General features: G+C 60.6%; 15 protein-coding genes. 11 read left to right on the top strand and 4 right to left on the bottom strand.

Features of this window, described 5'->3' with window-relative positions; genetic code table 11:
* Nucleotides 1-27: 27 nt before the first annotated feature.
* Nucleotides 28-1674, bottom strand: coding sequence for a DUF262 domain-containing protein (locus CCOY_RS08740; protein ID WP_092100361.1), 1647 nt, complete (start codon nt 1672-1674; stop codon nt 28-30).
* Nucleotides 1675-1818: 144 nt separating this feature from the next.
* On the opposite strand from CCOY_RS08740, the gene CCOY_RS12155 reads away from it, so the two are divergent.
* The 3 genes from CCOY_RS12155 (at nt 1819) to CCOY_RS08730 (ending at nt 4293) form a co-directional block, all read left to right on the top strand.
* Entirely contained in the window at nt 1819-2199 is a 381-nt protein-coding gene (locus CCOY_RS12155; RefSeq protein WP_092100359.1) for a helix-turn-helix domain-containing protein, read from the top strand.
* Nucleotides 2200-2297: 98 nt separating this feature from the next.
* Nucleotides 2298-3641, top strand: a complete 1344-nt coding sequence (locus CCOY_RS08735; RefSeq protein ID WP_143028413.1) for an AAA family ATPase — start codon at nt 2298-2300, stop codon at nt 3639-3641.
* Entirely contained in the window at nt 3634-4293 is a 660-nt protein-coding gene (locus tag CCOY_RS08730; protein ID WP_092100355.1) for an RloB family protein, read from the top strand. The genes CCOY_RS08735 and CCOY_RS08730 overlap by 8 nt, the downstream gene beginning before the upstream one ends.
* 18 nt (nt 4294-4311) lie before the next feature.
* On the opposite strand, the gene CCOY_RS08725 is transcribed toward CCOY_RS08730, so the two are convergent.
* The 3 genes from CCOY_RS08725 to CCOY_RS08715 form a co-directional block, all read right to left on the bottom strand.
* Complete coding sequence (locus CCOY_RS08725; RefSeq protein WP_092100353.1) at nt 4312-4497, bottom strand: hypothetical protein; 186 nt, start codon at nt 4495-4497, stop codon at nt 4312-4314.
* A 65-nt stretch (nt 4498-4562) separates the two neighbouring features.
* Nucleotides 4563-5693 (bottom strand): XRE family transcriptional regulator, encoded by a 1131-nt coding sequence (locus CCOY_RS08720; protein ID WP_167594454.1) that lies wholly within the window; start codon nt 5691-5693, stop codon nt 4563-4565.
* Nucleotides 5694-5840: 147 nt separating this feature from the next.
* On the bottom strand, nt 5841-7397 hold the full coding sequence (locus tag CCOY_RS08715) for an AbgT family transporter (protein WP_092102773.1): 1557 nt from the start codon (nt 7395-7397) through the stop codon (nt 5841-5843).
* Between the two features lie 191 nt (nt 7398-7588).
* Here CCOY_RS08715 and CCOY_RS08710 point away from each other — a divergent pair, with 191 nt between their 5' ends.
* The 8 genes from CCOY_RS08710 (at nt 7589) to CCOY_RS08675 (ending at nt 15462) form a co-directional block, all read left to right on the top strand.
* On the top strand, nt 7589-8254 hold the full coding sequence (locus tag CCOY_RS08710) for a DUF4230 domain-containing protein (RefSeq protein WP_244268624.1): 666 nt from the start codon (nt 7589-7591) through the stop codon (nt 8252-8254).
* A 26-nt stretch (nt 8255-8280) separates the two neighbouring features.
* On the top strand, nt 8281-8934 hold the full coding sequence (locus CCOY_RS08705) for a hypothetical protein (protein WP_092100349.1): 654 nt from the start codon (nt 8281-8283) through the stop codon (nt 8932-8934).
* A gap of 106 nt (nt 8935-9040) precedes the next feature.
* On the top strand, nt 9041-9793 hold the full coding sequence (locus CCOY_RS08700; protein ID WP_083279284.1) for an NYN domain-containing protein: 753 nt from the start codon (nt 9041-9043) through the stop codon (nt 9791-9793).
* Nucleotides 9794-9814: 21 nt separating this feature from the next.
* Nucleotides 9815-10612 carry a serine hydrolase domain-containing protein gene (locus CCOY_RS08695; RefSeq protein ID WP_092100347.1) on the top strand — a complete coding sequence of 266 codons (798 nt, stop codon included), beginning with the start codon at nt 9815-9817 and terminating at the stop codon, nt 10610-10612.
* Between the two features lie 252 nt (nt 10613-10864).
* Nucleotides 10865-12307, top strand: coding sequence for a uridine transporter UriT (gene uriT / locus CCOY_RS08690; protein WP_425284091.1), 1443 nt, complete (start codon nt 10865-10867; stop codon nt 12305-12307).
* A complete protein-coding gene (gene uriH / locus CCOY_RS08685) occupies nt 12300-13238 on the top strand; it encodes a uridine-preferring nucleoside hydrolase UriH (protein ID WP_092100342.1) in 939 nt (312 codons plus the stop codon). The genes uriT and uriH overlap by 8 nt, the downstream gene beginning before the upstream one ends.
* A 330-nt stretch (nt 13239-13568) precedes the next feature.
* A complete protein-coding gene (locus CCOY_RS08680; protein ID WP_167594453.1) occupies nt 13569-14501 on the top strand; it encodes a trimeric intracellular cation channel family protein in 933 nt (310 codons plus the stop codon).
* Between the two features lie 25 nt (nt 14502-14526).
* Nucleotides 14527-15462 (top strand): DMT family transporter, encoded by a 936-nt coding sequence (locus CCOY_RS08675; RefSeq protein WP_092100338.1) that lies wholly within the window; start codon nt 14527-14529, stop codon nt 15460-15462.
* Nucleotides 15463-15652 lie beyond the last annotated feature (190 nt).

Raw genomic sequence — 15652 nt, 5'->3', positions numbered from 1 at the left:
ACTCCGTCGGCCCGGCCCCGGTACCAACTACCCGGAACACAGCAGTACCGGGTCTCCGGAACACCGGTACCAAAAACCCGCATCTGACACCCAGGACTCGTATGTGCGGAATCTTTGGACATCCTCACCAGCTTCCTCCGCGAGGGGTAGAAAATCCTCTAAGAAAGTATTCCAGTCAGAAGTTCCGTTCGGTCTGCGGGATGCCGTGGCGAAAACGGTATTCCCGATGGTGTTAACCCATCGGCTTACAGACTGTTGATCGGCGCTACCCCAGTCACCGTTTTTCGGTTTTACTAGGTGCAGTGTATTTGAGAGAACGGGCGCTATTTCGCCAGACAAAGCCGATGCCCTTAAAAGCTCGAGAAGGTTTCTATTCATCGAGCGGTCACGAACCGCTTGGAAGAACTTTTCTCTGTCAGGCATCAGCTCGTTCTGAAGTTCGGTCAAAGGCTCACGCCAAGAGTTCATTTCGACTATGCGTTTCGCAGTTTCACCAAACCGCCGGTCGATGGCACCCGTGCCTAGGTTGCCCACAGTCATGCGCGTTACTACCAGACGTAGCACCTGTTTATAGCCTTCTTCAGCATCCTTCTGGTGCGAGATCGCCAGCAAAATGGGTCTAACGCCCTGAACGTTGAGCCGGCTTAAAATGTGGAAAACCCTAAGACTTAAATCGGACGAGGGGCCGCTCAGGTTAGGATTGTTGATTTGGCGATAGACATCGATCTCGTTTTCGAGCATCTTGAGTACGTCCGCTCCAGGTAAAGCTGGGTTTTTTGTGCCTCTGCCGGTTAATTCGTCGTAAAGGTCTCGGGGGAGCACGTAACCGCGTTGCAAGGTGAAAGCGTGTCTGATGAACTGAACTAGTGTGTTCCTCTTTGCGTCACCTAGGTCCGCCTGAAGCATGAGCCATCTGCTGTAGAAATCATCTTCGCTGCCATCGGGAGCCTGACTCAGTACGTAGCTCTTGAGAAGATCGGCTGTCGTAAGGTTTTTACCGCGAGCATTGATTGTTTCGAAGGTCCTGTAGGCGGCATTTACATCAGGAAGAATAAATCTTGCGATGTATAGACGGTTCGTCAGGAATTCCGCCCATGCGCCTAACCTTTTGAAGGTATCCTCACCCAAATCATTTTCTAAGAAAGTGCGTATCGCACTGCTTGCTTCGAGGAGGTTCGCTGCAGTGTCGAGATCGGATGTATTTATTACTTCTTTATTCGGGGTTCCTCCTTGCTGCGCTACGTTTAATGTGGTCTCGTGATCAACGCCCAAAATGTGCAAAAGTGCCGAATTGTCTGAGGTGCTGGAGAGTCGAAGCCGGGGACGCTCTTCGTCACTTGTGTAATCAATTTCGCGAAGAAATGTGCTGTCTAAACGGGTTGCTAACGCGTGCCGTTCCGACCTAACGGCGAGATTGACGAGATGATGGGCAAGGAGGGTGATCGTTACCAGCCGCTGCTGGCCGTCTACCACTTCCTTTTCATCGTCTTCTCCCGCAAGAATTATGAGTCCAATGAAATAGTCTTCGGTGAGAGCACCTGCTAAGTCGCGCATAAACTCTTCCACCTCAGCTTTTCCCCATGCGTACTCTCGTTGATACTGGGGGATCAGAAAACGGTGATTGTGGAATAGCTCACCAGCAGTAAGTGACTTGCCGTCGAGATACAATGCCATGGAACGGAGCCTAGCCGTCTCTGTCTCTCATAGCTGGGGAACGACGAGCGGAATTGGAAATGTGCTGCGGTGAAGCCTGTTACTAGATCGCCACTAACTTCCACAACAGAAAGTGCGGTTGCAACAATAAAATACACGGGGGAGATGGAGGAAGCGATGTGTGAGCAACTAATCCTTGGGCTCTCGAACGCCCGGCAGCAGACGGGGCTAGTTCGTCAGCTCAAGCGGATCCGCCAAGAATCTGGACTGGGTGTAGAAGATGTCGCACGGCGGGCGGGCATGGCCCCGTGCGTGTTTGCCGAGTTCGAAAGAGGCGGAATGAACTTCGCAATGTCGACTCTCCGGGCCATCGCGAATGCTCTCGGTGCAGAACTCAAGCTCGAAGTAAAGAGAACGGGCAGTAGGTTTGCTGTCTCAGTTTCAGAGCGTCGCCATGCGAACCTGCATGTTGAGGAATGGTCGCAGTGGGGGAATTGTCGATCGCCGAAACCGGCTATTGCGTACACGGTGAGCGGCTTGGGGTAGGGGAACCTGCATGTACCAGTTAGCAGTGTCTCCGCAGAAACCGATTTCACATAAGATGCAAGAAAAGTGTGTCAAATGGAATTGTGTTGGGGACTGCTGTGTTGCTCGATTTAACTATCGGAAACTTTCGCTCGGTTTATGAGCCTGCGTCGATAAATATGGTCGCCACCCGGGAGCAGGTCCATCGCGAGCGCTGTCCTGAGCTGAAACGTCGTTACGGCAAACGGGTGAATCCAGTAGCGGCGCTGTTTGGTGCAAACGCTGCCGGTAAATCAACGTTTGTACGAGCGCTGATCGTCCTGCGTCACATCGTTACAGACCCGCCGCGGCCGTCGGAGTCGATGCCGTATGACCCTTTCAAACTCAAGCCCGAGGCGGATACGGAGCCAACGAGTTTCGAGATTCTGTTTTCTGTGGACGATGTTATCTACGAGTACATCCTCCACTATGACGCACACCGTGTCGTCGCGGAGCGGTTAACACAGTACCGCTCGCGCGATGAAGTAGATATCTTCGAGCGCAGTGGCGATGAGTTTTATTTCCCGCTCCTGGATAAGAAGGAGTCAGTGTATCCGAATGAGGTCGCCCAGGCCCGCGCGCTTTTGGCATCAGTGCCGGAAAAAGTGCCGCTAGCCTCGTTTGCGAGCGAAGCGAACCTCTCTCGTTTCCCGCAGGAACTTCGGTTGGGCCTGTTTGATGTTGTGCTTGTGTTCTTGCAGACAGTACTGGTTATCCCGGCAGGTGTGATTGACAGATCCAGCACGATGTCCTTCTCCGAAGGTTGGAAAGAAGTGATCACGCAGATTGATGCGGGAATCACCGGTGTGCAGGCTGAGCCGGTGCCGTTGTCGTCGATAGGCATGAGCGCCGAGCGTGGGAAAGAGATTGACCAACTCTTACGCCAGTATCCGGATAACCCAATCGATGTTGAGCTGCCTGCTGGTCGCTTCACTGTACGCCTGGAAGACGGGGAGATGAGTGCTGAACGCATTTCCCTGATGCACTCGTCGGGTCCAGGGCAAAGCCGAGCTTTGAAATGGCGAGACGAGTCTGATGGCACGCAATCCGCAGCGCGTCTGTTGGGCTTTTTCTCAAAGCTGGCATCTGCTGGTACGGAGGCGGTTCTCGTCGTGGATGAGTTGGACCGGAATTTTCATACTGAGCTTTCGCGCGCACTCATCGGCGGTTTTCTTGCAAACTCGAATGAAGACAGTCGGGTGCAGCTGCTCTTCACCACGCATGACCTTCTGCTCATGGACCCAGAGTTGCTTCGGCGCGATGAAATCTGGGTGATCGAAAAGGACCGCTTTGGCCAGACACAAGCCAGCGTGCTTTCGGACTTCAAGGGGCCACGCAAGGTTACCGACCTGAGGAAGAGTTACCTGAACGGTCGCTTCGGTGGAGTGCCATCGATCAAACCGCTGGAGTTCCCGGATGAATAGTAGGAATGTTCGGTCCGCTCGGCAGAATAAGTTCCGGGGGAAGGCCGCATCTGCAAACAGCCGCTCGCTCAAGGCAGTGTTCTTAATCGTCACCGAGGGCGTGACCGAAAAGAACTACTTTGAGATGGATTGCTTTCGGGACAAATCGGTCAAAGTTGAAGTGCGACAAGGCGATAAGCCCGATCCTCCTGCGCTGCTAAGAACGGCAGACGACTGGTTGGCCCAACTTAAGCGGTCTAAGGACTTGCAGCCAGGTGACCAAGCCTGGGTGGTGCTTGACGAGGACGCTGCCACACCAGAGCAGCTCGGCGAGGTATTCCGGTGGGCAGCCGAGCGAAAGGACAGAGGCGTGGCGTTCAGCGTTCCCTCTTTTGAGGCGTGGCTACTTCTTCACTACGCCGAAGCAAAGGGGGTGCGCTCGCAGAAAGAGGTCGAAGCGGCGCTGAAAACGTATTGGCCAACATTCACTAAAACCGCGAAGCCGAAATTCACGATGGAGCAGATACAGCAAGCGGTATCACGGGCAAGCCGCAAAGTAGGCACTGAGTACGCATCGATCGAAGAGTTTGATGAGCAGGTTGGTCGTCATGCATCCGTCACCACGGTGCACCTGCTTGTGCAGCTCCTTTTGGCGTCGCTTTACGGGAGGTAGGCGCGAGGCATCGGCCGGCTACGCGCGCCTGAAGCCGTCCCAGAACGCTTGCCACATTGTGGTGGGGCGGGACCGCATCTGCTCGTCGAGGGCATCGCGCACCGCTTGGCGGGGGTCGGTGGCTCGCTCGTAGGCGGGTTCATTTTGCAACGGGTGAGGTTCGCGCTTGTGGTTGCTACGAGCATCCCAGTTTCTATCTGCCACTGCGTATCACCTCTTACTCGTGGTCTCAAAGGAAACGGTAGCGGGTGCATGGTTCGTTGCGCAGTTCATCGCACCACGCGAAGTGTTGGGCGGGCCGGGGCGCTGGTTGCCGTGGCAGCGCTCGAGACCGTGTGGGGGTGGGCGCTGAGCATGAGGGCGTGCAGATCCTGTGGCGGGAGCTGTGTTTCGTCAGCGATGCTCGTGATGCTGGCGCCACCTTCGGGGGAAAGCACGTAATCGAAGACGCGGGAGCGTTCGTATTGCAGTGTGCTGCCGGGCTCGTCGGTGCGGAAACCGCGCGCGGAGAGGGTGGTCAGGTGGAATTGATATTCCCGCTCGCTGAGCTTGCCGTGGTGGTACGCGGCGCGAAGCATGGCCATGGCTGACACTTTCAAGGCGGTTTTGAGGCGGAGGATGTCATCGAGGCTCGGGTGCAGCCGGAAGTGCGCGTGAACTATGCCGGGCGGGATGAGGAAGTCGGCAGCGAACTGGTTGGCCTCATCCTCTTCGCGTGCTCCGCTGCGTGGCTCGTCACTGCTGTGGAGTAGCAGGTGGCCCAACTCGTGTGCGAGATCGAAGCGGGCGCATTCGGACGTGTGGCGCCGGGCGAGGAAGATAAACGGCTGCTCGCCGTCCCACATGGAAAATGCATCCACCGCAGAGGCTGCCGGTGGAAGGCCCATGACGGCGATGCCGCACGACTCGGCGAGCTGAACCGAGTTTGGAACTGGTCGATCTCCCAGCTGCCAGATCGTACGCGCGTGGCGGGCTGTCTCCTCAGGCGTAAATCCGGACAGATCCGGGAGGTTGGGTTCTGGAAAGTTGAAGTTGCTGCGAAGCCACGCCAAGAGCGTGGAGGCGTTTGCCCCGGATGCGACTGCAACGCCTTTCTGCCGCTGCGTTGCGCGGCTGCCGGCTCGAAAGAGTGTGGAGTTCATCGATGGGACCTCGAGTTCCTCGGAGAGGAAGTAGCCGTCGGTAAAGCCGAGTGCTGATTCAAGGCGCTTGAGGAGTGGCTCTGTGCGGGAAGGCGGTGGCCCTTCGTTCTCCCAGCGAGAAAGGGTTGCTGGGGCAACGTCGAGATCTGCAGCCAGCTCCGCTTTTGTGAGGCCTCGGCGCAGTCGCGCGACCGTAATTCGGGACGGCGAGATGCGAGCGGGGTTAGTCTCCGCTCGCTCGCGAGATTGTGAAATCAATGTCATCGTCCTCAGTCCCGAAAAGATCTGGCTGTGCCATAGCGAAATCCGGATGAATAGGCTTGAACTCTGTACTACCGGTAGGTGCTCGTCGCAAAGCAAAAGCGCTGGGCATAACACCCAGCGCTTAATGTCGTGCGGTACTGACTATACCTCGTAGCCCATCGGGGAGCCGGGGCCGAGCGGGATGCCGGCGAAGTACCAGATCATGAAGAAGATGAACCAGCCCGCAAGCATGCACAGCGAGTACGGCAGGGCGAGCGACATGAGGGTGCCCACGCCGGCCTTCTTGTAGTACTTCTGCAGGAATGTCAGGGCGAGGGCGAAGTAGGGCGACATTGGGGTGATGATGTTCGATGGGGAGTCACCGATACGGAACAGCATCTGGGTGACTTCGGGGGAGACGTTGACGTACATCATCATTGGTACGACCACCGGCGCCATCAGTGCCCACTGGGCGGAGCCGGAGGTGATAAACAGGTTGATCAGCGCCACCATGATCACAAACGCGAGGAACAGCACCGCGTTCGGCAGATCCCACGCCTGCAGGAGTTCCGCGCCCTTGATCGCGGTCCAGGGGCCCAGGTTGGACCACTGGAAGTACGCCAGGAACTGGGCGACGGCGAAGAACAGCACCAGAATCGGCAGCATGGACTCTAAGCCCTTGGCCATGAACTTCGGCAGGTCCGCAGCCTCCTTGACGGTGCCCACGATCAGGCCATAGACCAGGCCGGTAACAAAGAAGATCAGGGTGATCGGCACGGCAATCGCGCGGATCAAGGGCGATTCCATGAAGCCCTCCTCCGGACGCGCGAACGGGGAGGGCGGGACCAGCAGCAGGACGAAGTAAGCGACGAGGGCGACCACCAGGGTCACGCCGGCCCAGGCGAGGCCCTTGCGCTCCAGTGGGGTCAGTGAAAGGTCATCGTCGTCGGTCAGGTGGGAATCGTCCGGCTGGGCGGAGTCGTTGATTTGGAGTTCGTCTTCGTCGATGTGGTCGTCGTCGATAAGCGCTTGCGCCTTCTTCTCCACATAAAACTCCGTCACCGTAGTGATCACCAACGCCAGCACAATCGCGGACGGGATGACGAAGAAGATGTTGGCAAGCGGGGAGACCTCGTAGTTGGCGTCGACAAGTTGTGCCGCCGAGGTGGAAATGCCGGCGAGCAGCAGGTCCGTGATGTTGAGGATCAGCGAGGAGTTAAACCCTGCCGACGACGCCGCGAACGCCACCATCGCACCCACCACCGGCGAGCGCCCAACCGCATGAAACGCCATCGCGCCCAGCGGAATGATGATCACGTAAATCGCATCTGAGGCGATCGAGCCGGTCACGCCGGCAAGCGCGACCATGAACGTCAGCATCTTGCCGCTGACCTTGTCCACCATCGCGCGCACCATCGCCGCCAGCAGACCGGTCTGCTCCGCCACGGCAACACCAAGCATCACCGCCAGGATCACGCCAAGCGGCGGGAACGCGATGAAGTTTTGTACCGCATCTGTGACCATGCGAGAGATGTTCTCGCCGGTCAGCAGGCTTTCAACCTTGATCTCGTCGCCCGAGGCAGGGTCGATAGCAGACAAGCCCGCCTTGCTAGCAATCCATGAGGAGACGACAACAACGCCACTCAAAATGACAAACAGCCAGAACGGGTCCGGCAGCTTGTTGCCTATTCGCTCGATCCAGCCGAGGAAGCCGGTCATGCCGTCTTGTTGGTTCTGGTTTCGTTTTTCTTCGCGCTGCTTGTCGGCGCGGGTTTCGTCGATACGCGTGGAACCGGTCATCGTTATCTCTTCCGTGCGGTGGCCAGGTACATCCTTCAGCCGCGTACGCCCAAAGGTTCCAACGAGTGTACAAACCATTCGAATTCGGGGTGCAATTAAGATCGTCGGATGTGAGTACCGCCCAAGAACTACACCTCGCGCCGCGCCGCCCACGCCGCGGTGGCGCCGTTGTGACCTCCGTCATTACCTCCGTCATCGCCGTCCTGGCTGTTGTGGGGTTGTTGCTTGCCCTGCTGCGCCCGGCCGTGTTCGGCATGGGGGAGACGCGGGTGGATTCCACCACCATCGGGGCATCGTTCGAGGACATCGCCGAACTCTCCGTGGAGGAATACGTCTTCTCTGACGTGGGCAAGTTCGACCAGAAAGGCCTCGAGGTGCTCGGGCTGCACGTGCCGTTTACGGGCCGCAACTTCCTGGTAACTTACGACGGCCGCGTTACCGCCGGCATCCGCGACGCAACCGCCATCGACGTTTCGGTCGGCTCTGGTTCGATCGACGTCGTGCTGCCACCGGTGGAGGTGCTCAGCGCCCACATCAATGCCGACAGCGTGCAGGTCTACGACCAATCCATGAACCCCATCAACCAAATTCGTGTCGACGACGTCACCACCTTCATCGCCGGCCAAGAGAACGCTGCGCGCGACAAGGCCGTGTCGCAGGGCCTGTTGGACCGCGCGGGGGAGCGCACCGAACACCTCGTACGCAGCCACATCGCCGCACTCGTGCAGGGCACCGAGCAGGAGGATTTTGACGTCCGCATTTCCTGGGCGCAGTAGCCGGAATTGGTCTAGGGTTTCTGGCTATGCGTAAGTCTTTGGTGTCTGCGGCGGTTTGCTCGCTGGTTGTTTCTGTTGTTTCTGCTGCGTCGGTTCCGGTTGCTGGTGCGGCGCCGGCCGCGCCTGGTGCTGGTTCCGGCTCCGCGGGGTCTGCCCAGTGCTCGATCGAGTACAACGCCGACCAGGTCCCGGCGCTGGCCGCGGGCGTACTTGGCGACGACCTCATCTTCTACAACGGCTCCCGCACCGACGCGCTTGCCCTGTGGGAGAAGAAGCAGACCGAGTTGCGCGCTGGCATCGGCGAGAACGGCTGGGGCACGCTGACCCAAATCGACGACGCCAAACTTTGGGAACCCGGCGTCACCCACACCTCAAGCGCGCTGGTCCTCGATGACCTGAAGCACTCCTCGAAGGGGTTGACCGTCACCGCCGACAGCCCGTTTAGTCATTCCGAGGCCGCTTATCTTGCCAACGCCGCCTCGTACACCGCGCAGCGCTACGCGGATTGCGGCAAGGATGTGAATAGGGTCGTGCCGGTGGCGCCGTCGTCGATAAGCCTGGGCCTCGCCCCGAACCACATCGCACTGATTGTCGTGGCGCTGCTCGGCCTGCTTGGTGCTGTGGGTGCCGGCGCGGCGGGCCTGATCCCGGGAGTGACGCTGCCTGCGCTGCCGTTTTAGGTTGTTGCCCGAAGGGGTTGACAGACGAACCCAAAACGGTATACTCGCTTACATAGTTCCCCGCTATCTACGGATTGGCGGGGTTTTTAAATTCCGGGGGGATCAGATGATTAACGCGTTACCGTCGCTCATGCCAAAGCGGAGGGGGAGCAGCACTTTAAATGCTGTCGTACTTATCGACTATCAGAATGTGCACATCACAGGCTGGGAAGTCTTTTCACGCGATGACGGCGTCGGGCTTCATGAAGCGTTGCTCGACCCAGCAGCCTTTGCCAAGAGACTTATTGCAGCTCGAAACGCGGCCAACTCCACTACGCCCCCTGCGACACTTGATTCGGTGAAAGTCTTTCGAGGTTTACCAAGTTCGATTCATGATCCCGATGCCTATCGGCGAAACCAGGATCAGAAACGGAATTGGGAATCGGATGGAGTCGAGGTGACCCTACGTCCGCTCAAATATCGGTACCAGCGCGATGGCCGAGGTAAGCCGATCATGGATGTCAATGGAAAGAAGACGTTGGCGGGACCACCTGAAGAGAAAGGTGTCGATCTGATGGTGGGACTCGCCACATTGCTAGCTGCTCAGCGTCCAGATATTGATCTAGTAATTTTGGCGTCGCACGATAGTGACATGGGTCCGGTCGTAGATACCGTGCACGATTTACATGTGGCGGACCCAGTGGCAGTCGCGCGGATTGAAACAGCCAGTTGGTTCGTCCCCCGCAACGACTTTGATCCTGGCTTTCAGTCGAAGATCCAACCGGGCTTGGATGCGCAGAAGAAACGTCGGCATGTGTGGAACACGCGGATGGGAGAAGTCGACCACACCGCGAGTCTGGATGTCCGGCCGTATCGATGACTCGCCACGTAGGGTGGGGCCATGCAGCTCGAGAAGTTTTTCCAGGATTGGCCGGTTGACAATGTGGCGGGCGCGCTCGTCGGTAGGCAAGAGGCGTCGTTCGGCGACACCGCGCGCGTCTTCGAACTGGCCAGCGTGACCAAACTCCTCTCCGCGTACGCTGTGCTCCTCGCGGTTGAAGAAGGGGCATTTTCGCTTGACGACGACGCCCGCCCCGAAAACGCCACCATCCGCCACCTCCTCTCGCATGCCGCTGGCGTCGGTTTCGACTCCCGCGAACCGCAAAAGGCGCCGGGGGAGCGTCGCATCTACTCGTCGGCGGGGTACGAAATCCTCGCCGACATCGTCGAGGAAACCACCGGCATCACCTTCGCCGACTACGCCCGCGAAGGCGTCTTCGAACCACTTGGCATGACCGACACCGAGATCTACGGCTCGGCGGGCCACGGCGGGCGCTCCACTGTCGCGGACCTTTCGCGCTTCGCCGCCGAACTACTCGAGCCTCGGTTGCTTGACCCCTCGACGGTGCGCGAGGCGTTTACGAACCAGTTCGGTGACCTGCGCGGCGTCGTCCCCGGCTACGGCATGCAAAAGCCCTGCCCGTGGGGCCTCGGTTTTGAGATCAAGGGTGAGAAATCCCCGCACTGGACCGGCGACGGCATGCCCGCCGACACCGTCGGCCACTTCGGCATGGCCGGCACCTACCTGTGGGTCGCCAGCGACCAGGCCTGCGTCGTGCTTACCGACCGCGACTTCGGCGACTGGGCCAAACCCCTCTGGCAGGAAACCAACACGGCGCTGTGGGAGGCGCTGGCGTAGGGCGCCTGCGCGCGTGCGGCGCGGGTGCGGCGCGGCGGATTTGTTCATGTGCAGGGCTCGATATGCGTAACTGCAGGTGAGGGCGTTTTCGGAAAAAGCGGGCGATTTGAGCCGAAACGCTGTGACCAGGGATTACGCATATCGAGCCCTGCATATGAACGGAAAGGCGCTGCTCGAGGGACGCTTGCAGGGTTCGGCGACGCACCGGAACCGAGGCGGGCGATGTGCAAAAGGCTGTTTTACACTGCACGCATGACTATGACGAACACCTCGCTACCAGCAGCGGGGCAGAAACTACCGACCAACCAGGTCGTGCCCCTGATGACAGCGCTGCTGGTGGCTGTCTTCGCATTCCAACTCAACGCGTCCATGTTGTCGCCGGCGCTGGCGACCATGGAGGTCGAACTTGACGCGACCACCGCGCAGATCGGCATGACGCAGACGGCGTTCTTCACCGCCGCGGCTGTGTTTGCGCTGTTTATGCCGCGTTGGGGTGACTTGATTGGGCGTCGCAAGGTGTTGGTGACCATGATGGCGGTCACGGTGATCGGCTCGGTTGTGGCGGCGCTGGCTACGAACGTGACCATGCTGTTTATCGGCCGCGTGATCCAGGGGGTGTCCGGCCCGACGGTGGCGCTGACCTCCGTCATGCTGCGTCAGGCCGTGCGCGAGGAGAAGCAGTTTGCGTTCCTGGTGGGCATTCTGACCTCGGTCAACGGCGGCATCGCGGGTGTGGATGCGCTGCTGGGCGGCTGGCTTACCGACGCCTTCGGCTTCCGCTCCCTCTTCTGGGTCATCGGCGCCTCCGCACTCATCGCCGTGTTCGCCGTGCAGTTCGGCGTGCCGGAAACCAAGTCCGACCAGCTGCAGCCGATGGACTGGAAGGGCGTCGTCGGCCTGGTTATCGGTGCTGCCGCGATCCTGACCGCGCTGAACATGGCCGGTGAGCTCGCCGCCGCCAACTGGGTCATGGTCATTATCCTGCTGGCCATCGGCGCGGCGTCGCTGGTGTGGTTCTGGCGCACCGAGAAGTCCACCCCGCACCCGCTGATGTCCACTGAACTGCTCACCCAGCGCCGCACCTGGGCGCTGCTGCTCACCACCACCCTGACCATGACTGGTGTGTTCGCCGTCATGAACGGCCTGGTGCCCAACCTCGCGCAGGACGCCGAGGCCGGCCCGGGCATGTCCGCCGGTGTCGTGTCCTGGTGGACGCTTACCCCGTACGCGCTCGCCGGCCTCGTCATGGGCCCCATCGCCGGTTGGCTTGCCGGCCGCGTGGGCTACAAGATCATCCTGCAGATCGGTATCGCGGGTGCGGCGTTGTCGGTGCTGTTCGGTGTGGTGGTCGTCGGCAATGCGACGCCCGCGCTGCTGCTGGCCATGTCGATTCTCGCCGGCATCACCTACGCGGGCATGGGCAACATCATGCTCGGCTCGCTTGGCGTCGTGCTCGCGCCGAAGCACAACCAGGGCTACCTGCCGGGGCTCAACGGCGGCGCGTTCAACCTGGGTGCGGGTTTGTCGTTCACGATCATTTTCGCCGTGTTCACTGCCACGGGCGGCAGCTACCACGCGGGCATGATCACGGGCGCGGTCCTGCTCGGCTGCGCGTTCGCCGCGTCGTTCCTCATCCCGAAGCCGGAAACCATCCCGGACACGCTCGCAGCAGAGGACGTGGCCGCCCGTGCGTAAGATCATCATCGACTGCGACCCAGGCCACGACGATGCCGTCGCCATCCTGCTCGCCCTTGGCAATCCAGACATTGAGCTCCTTGGCTTAACGACGATCGGCGGCAACCACACCATCGATAAAGTCACCCACAACGCACTCCAGGTACTGACCATCGCCGGGGCCACCAACGTGCCGGTCTACCGCGGTGCGACGCGCCCGCTCATCAACGAGGTGGTCACCGCCGAGGACATCCACGGCGACACCGGCATGGAAATCCACGGCTACGACCTGCCCGAACCAGAGGTTGGGGTGGAAGATGAGCATGCGGTGCGGTGGATCGTCGATACGCTGATGCGCGAAGAACCCGGCACCGTGACGCTGGTGCCGACCGGGCCGCTGACCAACATCGCGCTGGCCGTGCGCATGGAGCCGCGGATCGTCTCGCGCGTGCGCGAAGTCGTGCTCATGGGCGGGGCGTACGGCACCGGCAACTGGACCGCGTCTGCCGAGTTCAACACGTGGGTGGACCCCGAGGCCGCCGCGATCGTCTTCGGCGAGGACTGGCCCGTGGTCATGGTCGGCCTGGACCTTACCCACCAGGCACTTGCCACCCCGGAGGTGGAGTCGCGCTTCGCTGCGCTTGGCACCTCCGCCGGCGACTTCTGCGTCGGACTCATCGACGCCTTCCGCCGCAACTACAAAGACGCCCAAGGCTTCGACAACCCACCAGTTCACGACCCCTGCGCCGTCGCCTACGTCATCGACCCCTCCGTCGTCGAAACCGTGGCCGTGCCCCTGTCCGTGGAGCTGTCGGGTGCGCTGACCCGCGGGCGGACCGTGGCGGACTTCCGGGTCCTTGACCCGTCTGATTGCAACACGTCCGTGGCCACGCGCCTGGACGTGGAGTGCTTCTGGGACCTCGTCGTCGACGCAGTCCAGCGCCTGGGGTAGAGGCGGGGCGCCAGGGATCCCCGGCGCTGCCCGGCCAAACGGTACATCTCGCTGAAAATTGGCGAAATGTACCGTGTTCCATGCGAGGTTTAGCTTTGCGACGCCACCTTCCCGACCCCACCCAACACATGGTGAGAACGTAACGGTGAGGACGGCAAAATATCGGCATCTTCACCGTTGTATTCTCACCATGTGTGTGTCCGAGCGTGTCTGGCGGTACCGGCAACCACGCCAAACCGGCGACACCTACGCACACGTCCCACACCGTCATCACCGGCGCCCGGGACCGAACGCCGGGAATTACAGGAGTAAACCACTACGATGACGCGCATGTACTTCGACAACGTGTTCACCGCCGTGGGGTTCTCGTTTGCCCTGATGGACCTTATTGGGGTGTTTTTGAATGCGCTGATGGGTGGGCTCGTCGCTAGGCGATTGCGCTTTGACGCCGTCGGTTTCATGCTGATTTCCATCATTTCGGGCATGGCGGGCGGCATGATCCGCGACGCCCTGATCGGTGCCACGCCCGCGTCGGCGTTGCAAAACCCCTGGTACATCGGCACGGCGTTGGTGGGGTCGCTGTTTGCGTTTCTGATCCCGCTGTCGGGGCTGACGTGGGAGTTGTTCCGTTTCCACGGCGACATGATCATCGTTGGCGTGTGGGCGGTGACGGGCACGGTGACGGCGATGCGTGCCGACATCACGTGGTTCGGCTGCATCCTCATGGGCGTGCTCACCGCGACCGGCGGCATGGTGATTCGCGAGATGATGATTGGCCAGATCCCGTCCATACTTATCGACCGCCAGTGGTACGTCGTGCCGGCGATTGTGGCGTCGATTAGCGTGCAACTGTTTTACGACCTCAACCTGCAATCCATCGGTCTCGCGGTGTCCGCCCTGATCGGTTTCGGCCTCGGCGTGGCGGCGTACTGGTTCGGCTGGCACGTGCCTGGCATCGAGGCGCTGGCGAACGTCGACGATTTCTTCACCCGCATCAAACACCGCGTCGGCGACCGCCTCCCACGCACCCCCAGCGCCCTGCGCCAACGTGCCGAGCGCGCGCAACGCCCCGGCATGCTCGTGCACGCGCCGACGCGCAAGGATATTCACGACATTCTGGGCAATCGTATCGACGACCGCCGCAACGTCACCCACGAAGAATTCCTCGACGCCCTCTACCGCGCCTACATCGACCCGACCGGCCCGGGAGGCGCTGGAGGTACGGGCTCTGGTGCTGGCGGATCGGGCGACCGCAAGAAGTAACCCACCCGTATGAAACCATAGGCAGGTGCTTCTCCTTGTTGCGCTCGCCGTCGGCGGGCTGATTCCAATTCAAACCGCGGCCAACTCGCGCCTGCGCCTGAGCGTGGGCAACTTCCCAGTTGTGTCGGCGCTGATTTCGTTTTCGGTGGCGTTGCTCGTCGCAATCCTGGCGACGACCATCCTGCAGGGCAACCCGTTGCCGCAGTTCGCGCCGGGTACCACGGCGCCGTGGTGGACGTGGCTCGGCGGCGTGATGGGTGTCTGCTTCGTGCTGGGCAACATTGTCCTGTTCCCGCGCCTCGGTGCAGTGCAGACGGTGGTGTTGCCGATCCTTGGGCAGGTGGTGATGGGTCTGCTCATCGACTGGTTCGGTTTGTTTGGCTCTCCGCGTATTAGCGTCTCACCGCTGCGTATCGTCGGCGCCATCGTCGTCTTCGCCGGCATCGTTGTGGTGCTGCGGGCGGGCAAGTCGGGGAAGGGCGCTGTTGCCGCGAAGGCAACCGGCGACGCCACCGGCCTCGAACTCTGGCTCTTCCGCGCGCTCGGCGTCCTGGTCGGCGTCGGCTCCGCAGTGCAGACCGCGGTGAACGGTTACTTAGGGACGATCGCCGGCTCCTCCCTCCACGCCGGTGAAATCAACCTGACCGTCGGCGTCGTGCTGCTGCTGATCGCCGCGCTAGTCACCTCGCCGAAGCAGTTCACCCGCAAGCCGACGCCGGGCCCGGCCTGGATGTGGCTCGGCGGCCTCGTCGGCGCAATCTTTGTGATCTCCGGGGCGACCCTGTCGCCACTGCTCGGCACCGCCACCACCGTGATCGCTTTCAACGCCGGCACCATCGCGGCAGGCCAGGTCCTCGAGGCCCGCGGTGCTTTTGGCGCCCGCAAGAACCCGCTCACCGCCACGCGTCTCGTCGGCCTGGTCGTGATCTTCCTTGGCGTCCTCGCCGTGCGGTTGCTGTAGGCAATCGGCGCCGCGGCGCGCGGACGGATTGCGCTCGAGGGGGGAGTAGCGCGAAAACGCAGCTTAGGGGCAAACCCGAACTCGTGGATCTGAGTTCGGGTTTGCCCCTAAGCTCACTTTGCGACATATACAACCCCACACTCGGCGCTGAAAACCACACCACTCAACCTCAACCCGAGGTCGAGTAAAT

It is taken from the genome of Corynebacterium coyleae (assembly GCF_030408635.1).
In the GTDB taxonomy this organism is placed as follows: Bacteria; Actinomycetota; Actinomycetes; order Mycobacteriales; family Mycobacteriaceae; genus Corynebacterium; species Corynebacterium coyleae.
This window is presented reverse-complemented; position numbering and strand designations above follow the sequence as displayed.

What these genes read in the sequence shown, in the direction of transcription:
- CCOY_RS08740 (WP_092100361.1), bottom strand. Translation starts at nt 1,674, where the DNA reads ATGGCATTGTATCTCGACGGCAAGTCACTTACTGCTGGTGAGCTATTC.
- CCOY_RS12155 (WP_092100359.1), top strand. Translation starts at nt 1,819, where the DNA reads ATGGAGGAAGCGATGTGTGAGCAACTAATCCTTGGGCTCTCGAACGCC.
- CCOY_RS08730 (WP_092100355.1), top strand. Translation starts at nt 3,634, where the DNA reads ATGAATAGTAGGAATGTTCGGTCCGCTCGGCAGAATAAGTTCCGGGGG.
- CCOY_RS08715 (WP_092102773.1), bottom strand. Translation starts at nt 7,397, where the DNA reads ATGACCGGCTTCCTCGGCTGGATCGAGCGAATAGGCAACAAGCTGCCG.
- CCOY_RS08705 (WP_092100349.1), top strand. Translation starts at nt 8,281, where the DNA reads ATGCGTAAGTCTTTGGTGTCTGCGGCGGTTTGCTCGCTGGTTGTTTCT.
- CCOY_RS08700 (WP_083279284.1), top strand. Translation starts at nt 9,041, where the DNA reads ATGATTAACGCGTTACCGTCGCTCATGCCAAAGCGGAGGGGGAGCAGC.
- CCOY_RS08695 (WP_092100347.1), top strand. Translation starts at nt 9,815, where the DNA reads ATGCAGCTCGAGAAGTTTTTCCAGGATTGGCCGGTTGACAATGTGGCG.
- uriT (WP_425284091.1), top strand. Translation starts at nt 10,865, where the DNA reads ATGACTATGACGAACACCTCGCTACCAGCAGCGGGGCAGAAACTACCG.
- CCOY_RS08680 (WP_167594453.1), top strand. Translation starts at nt 13,569, where the DNA reads ATGTACTTCGACAACGTGTTCACCGCCGTGGGGTTCTCGTTTGCCCTG.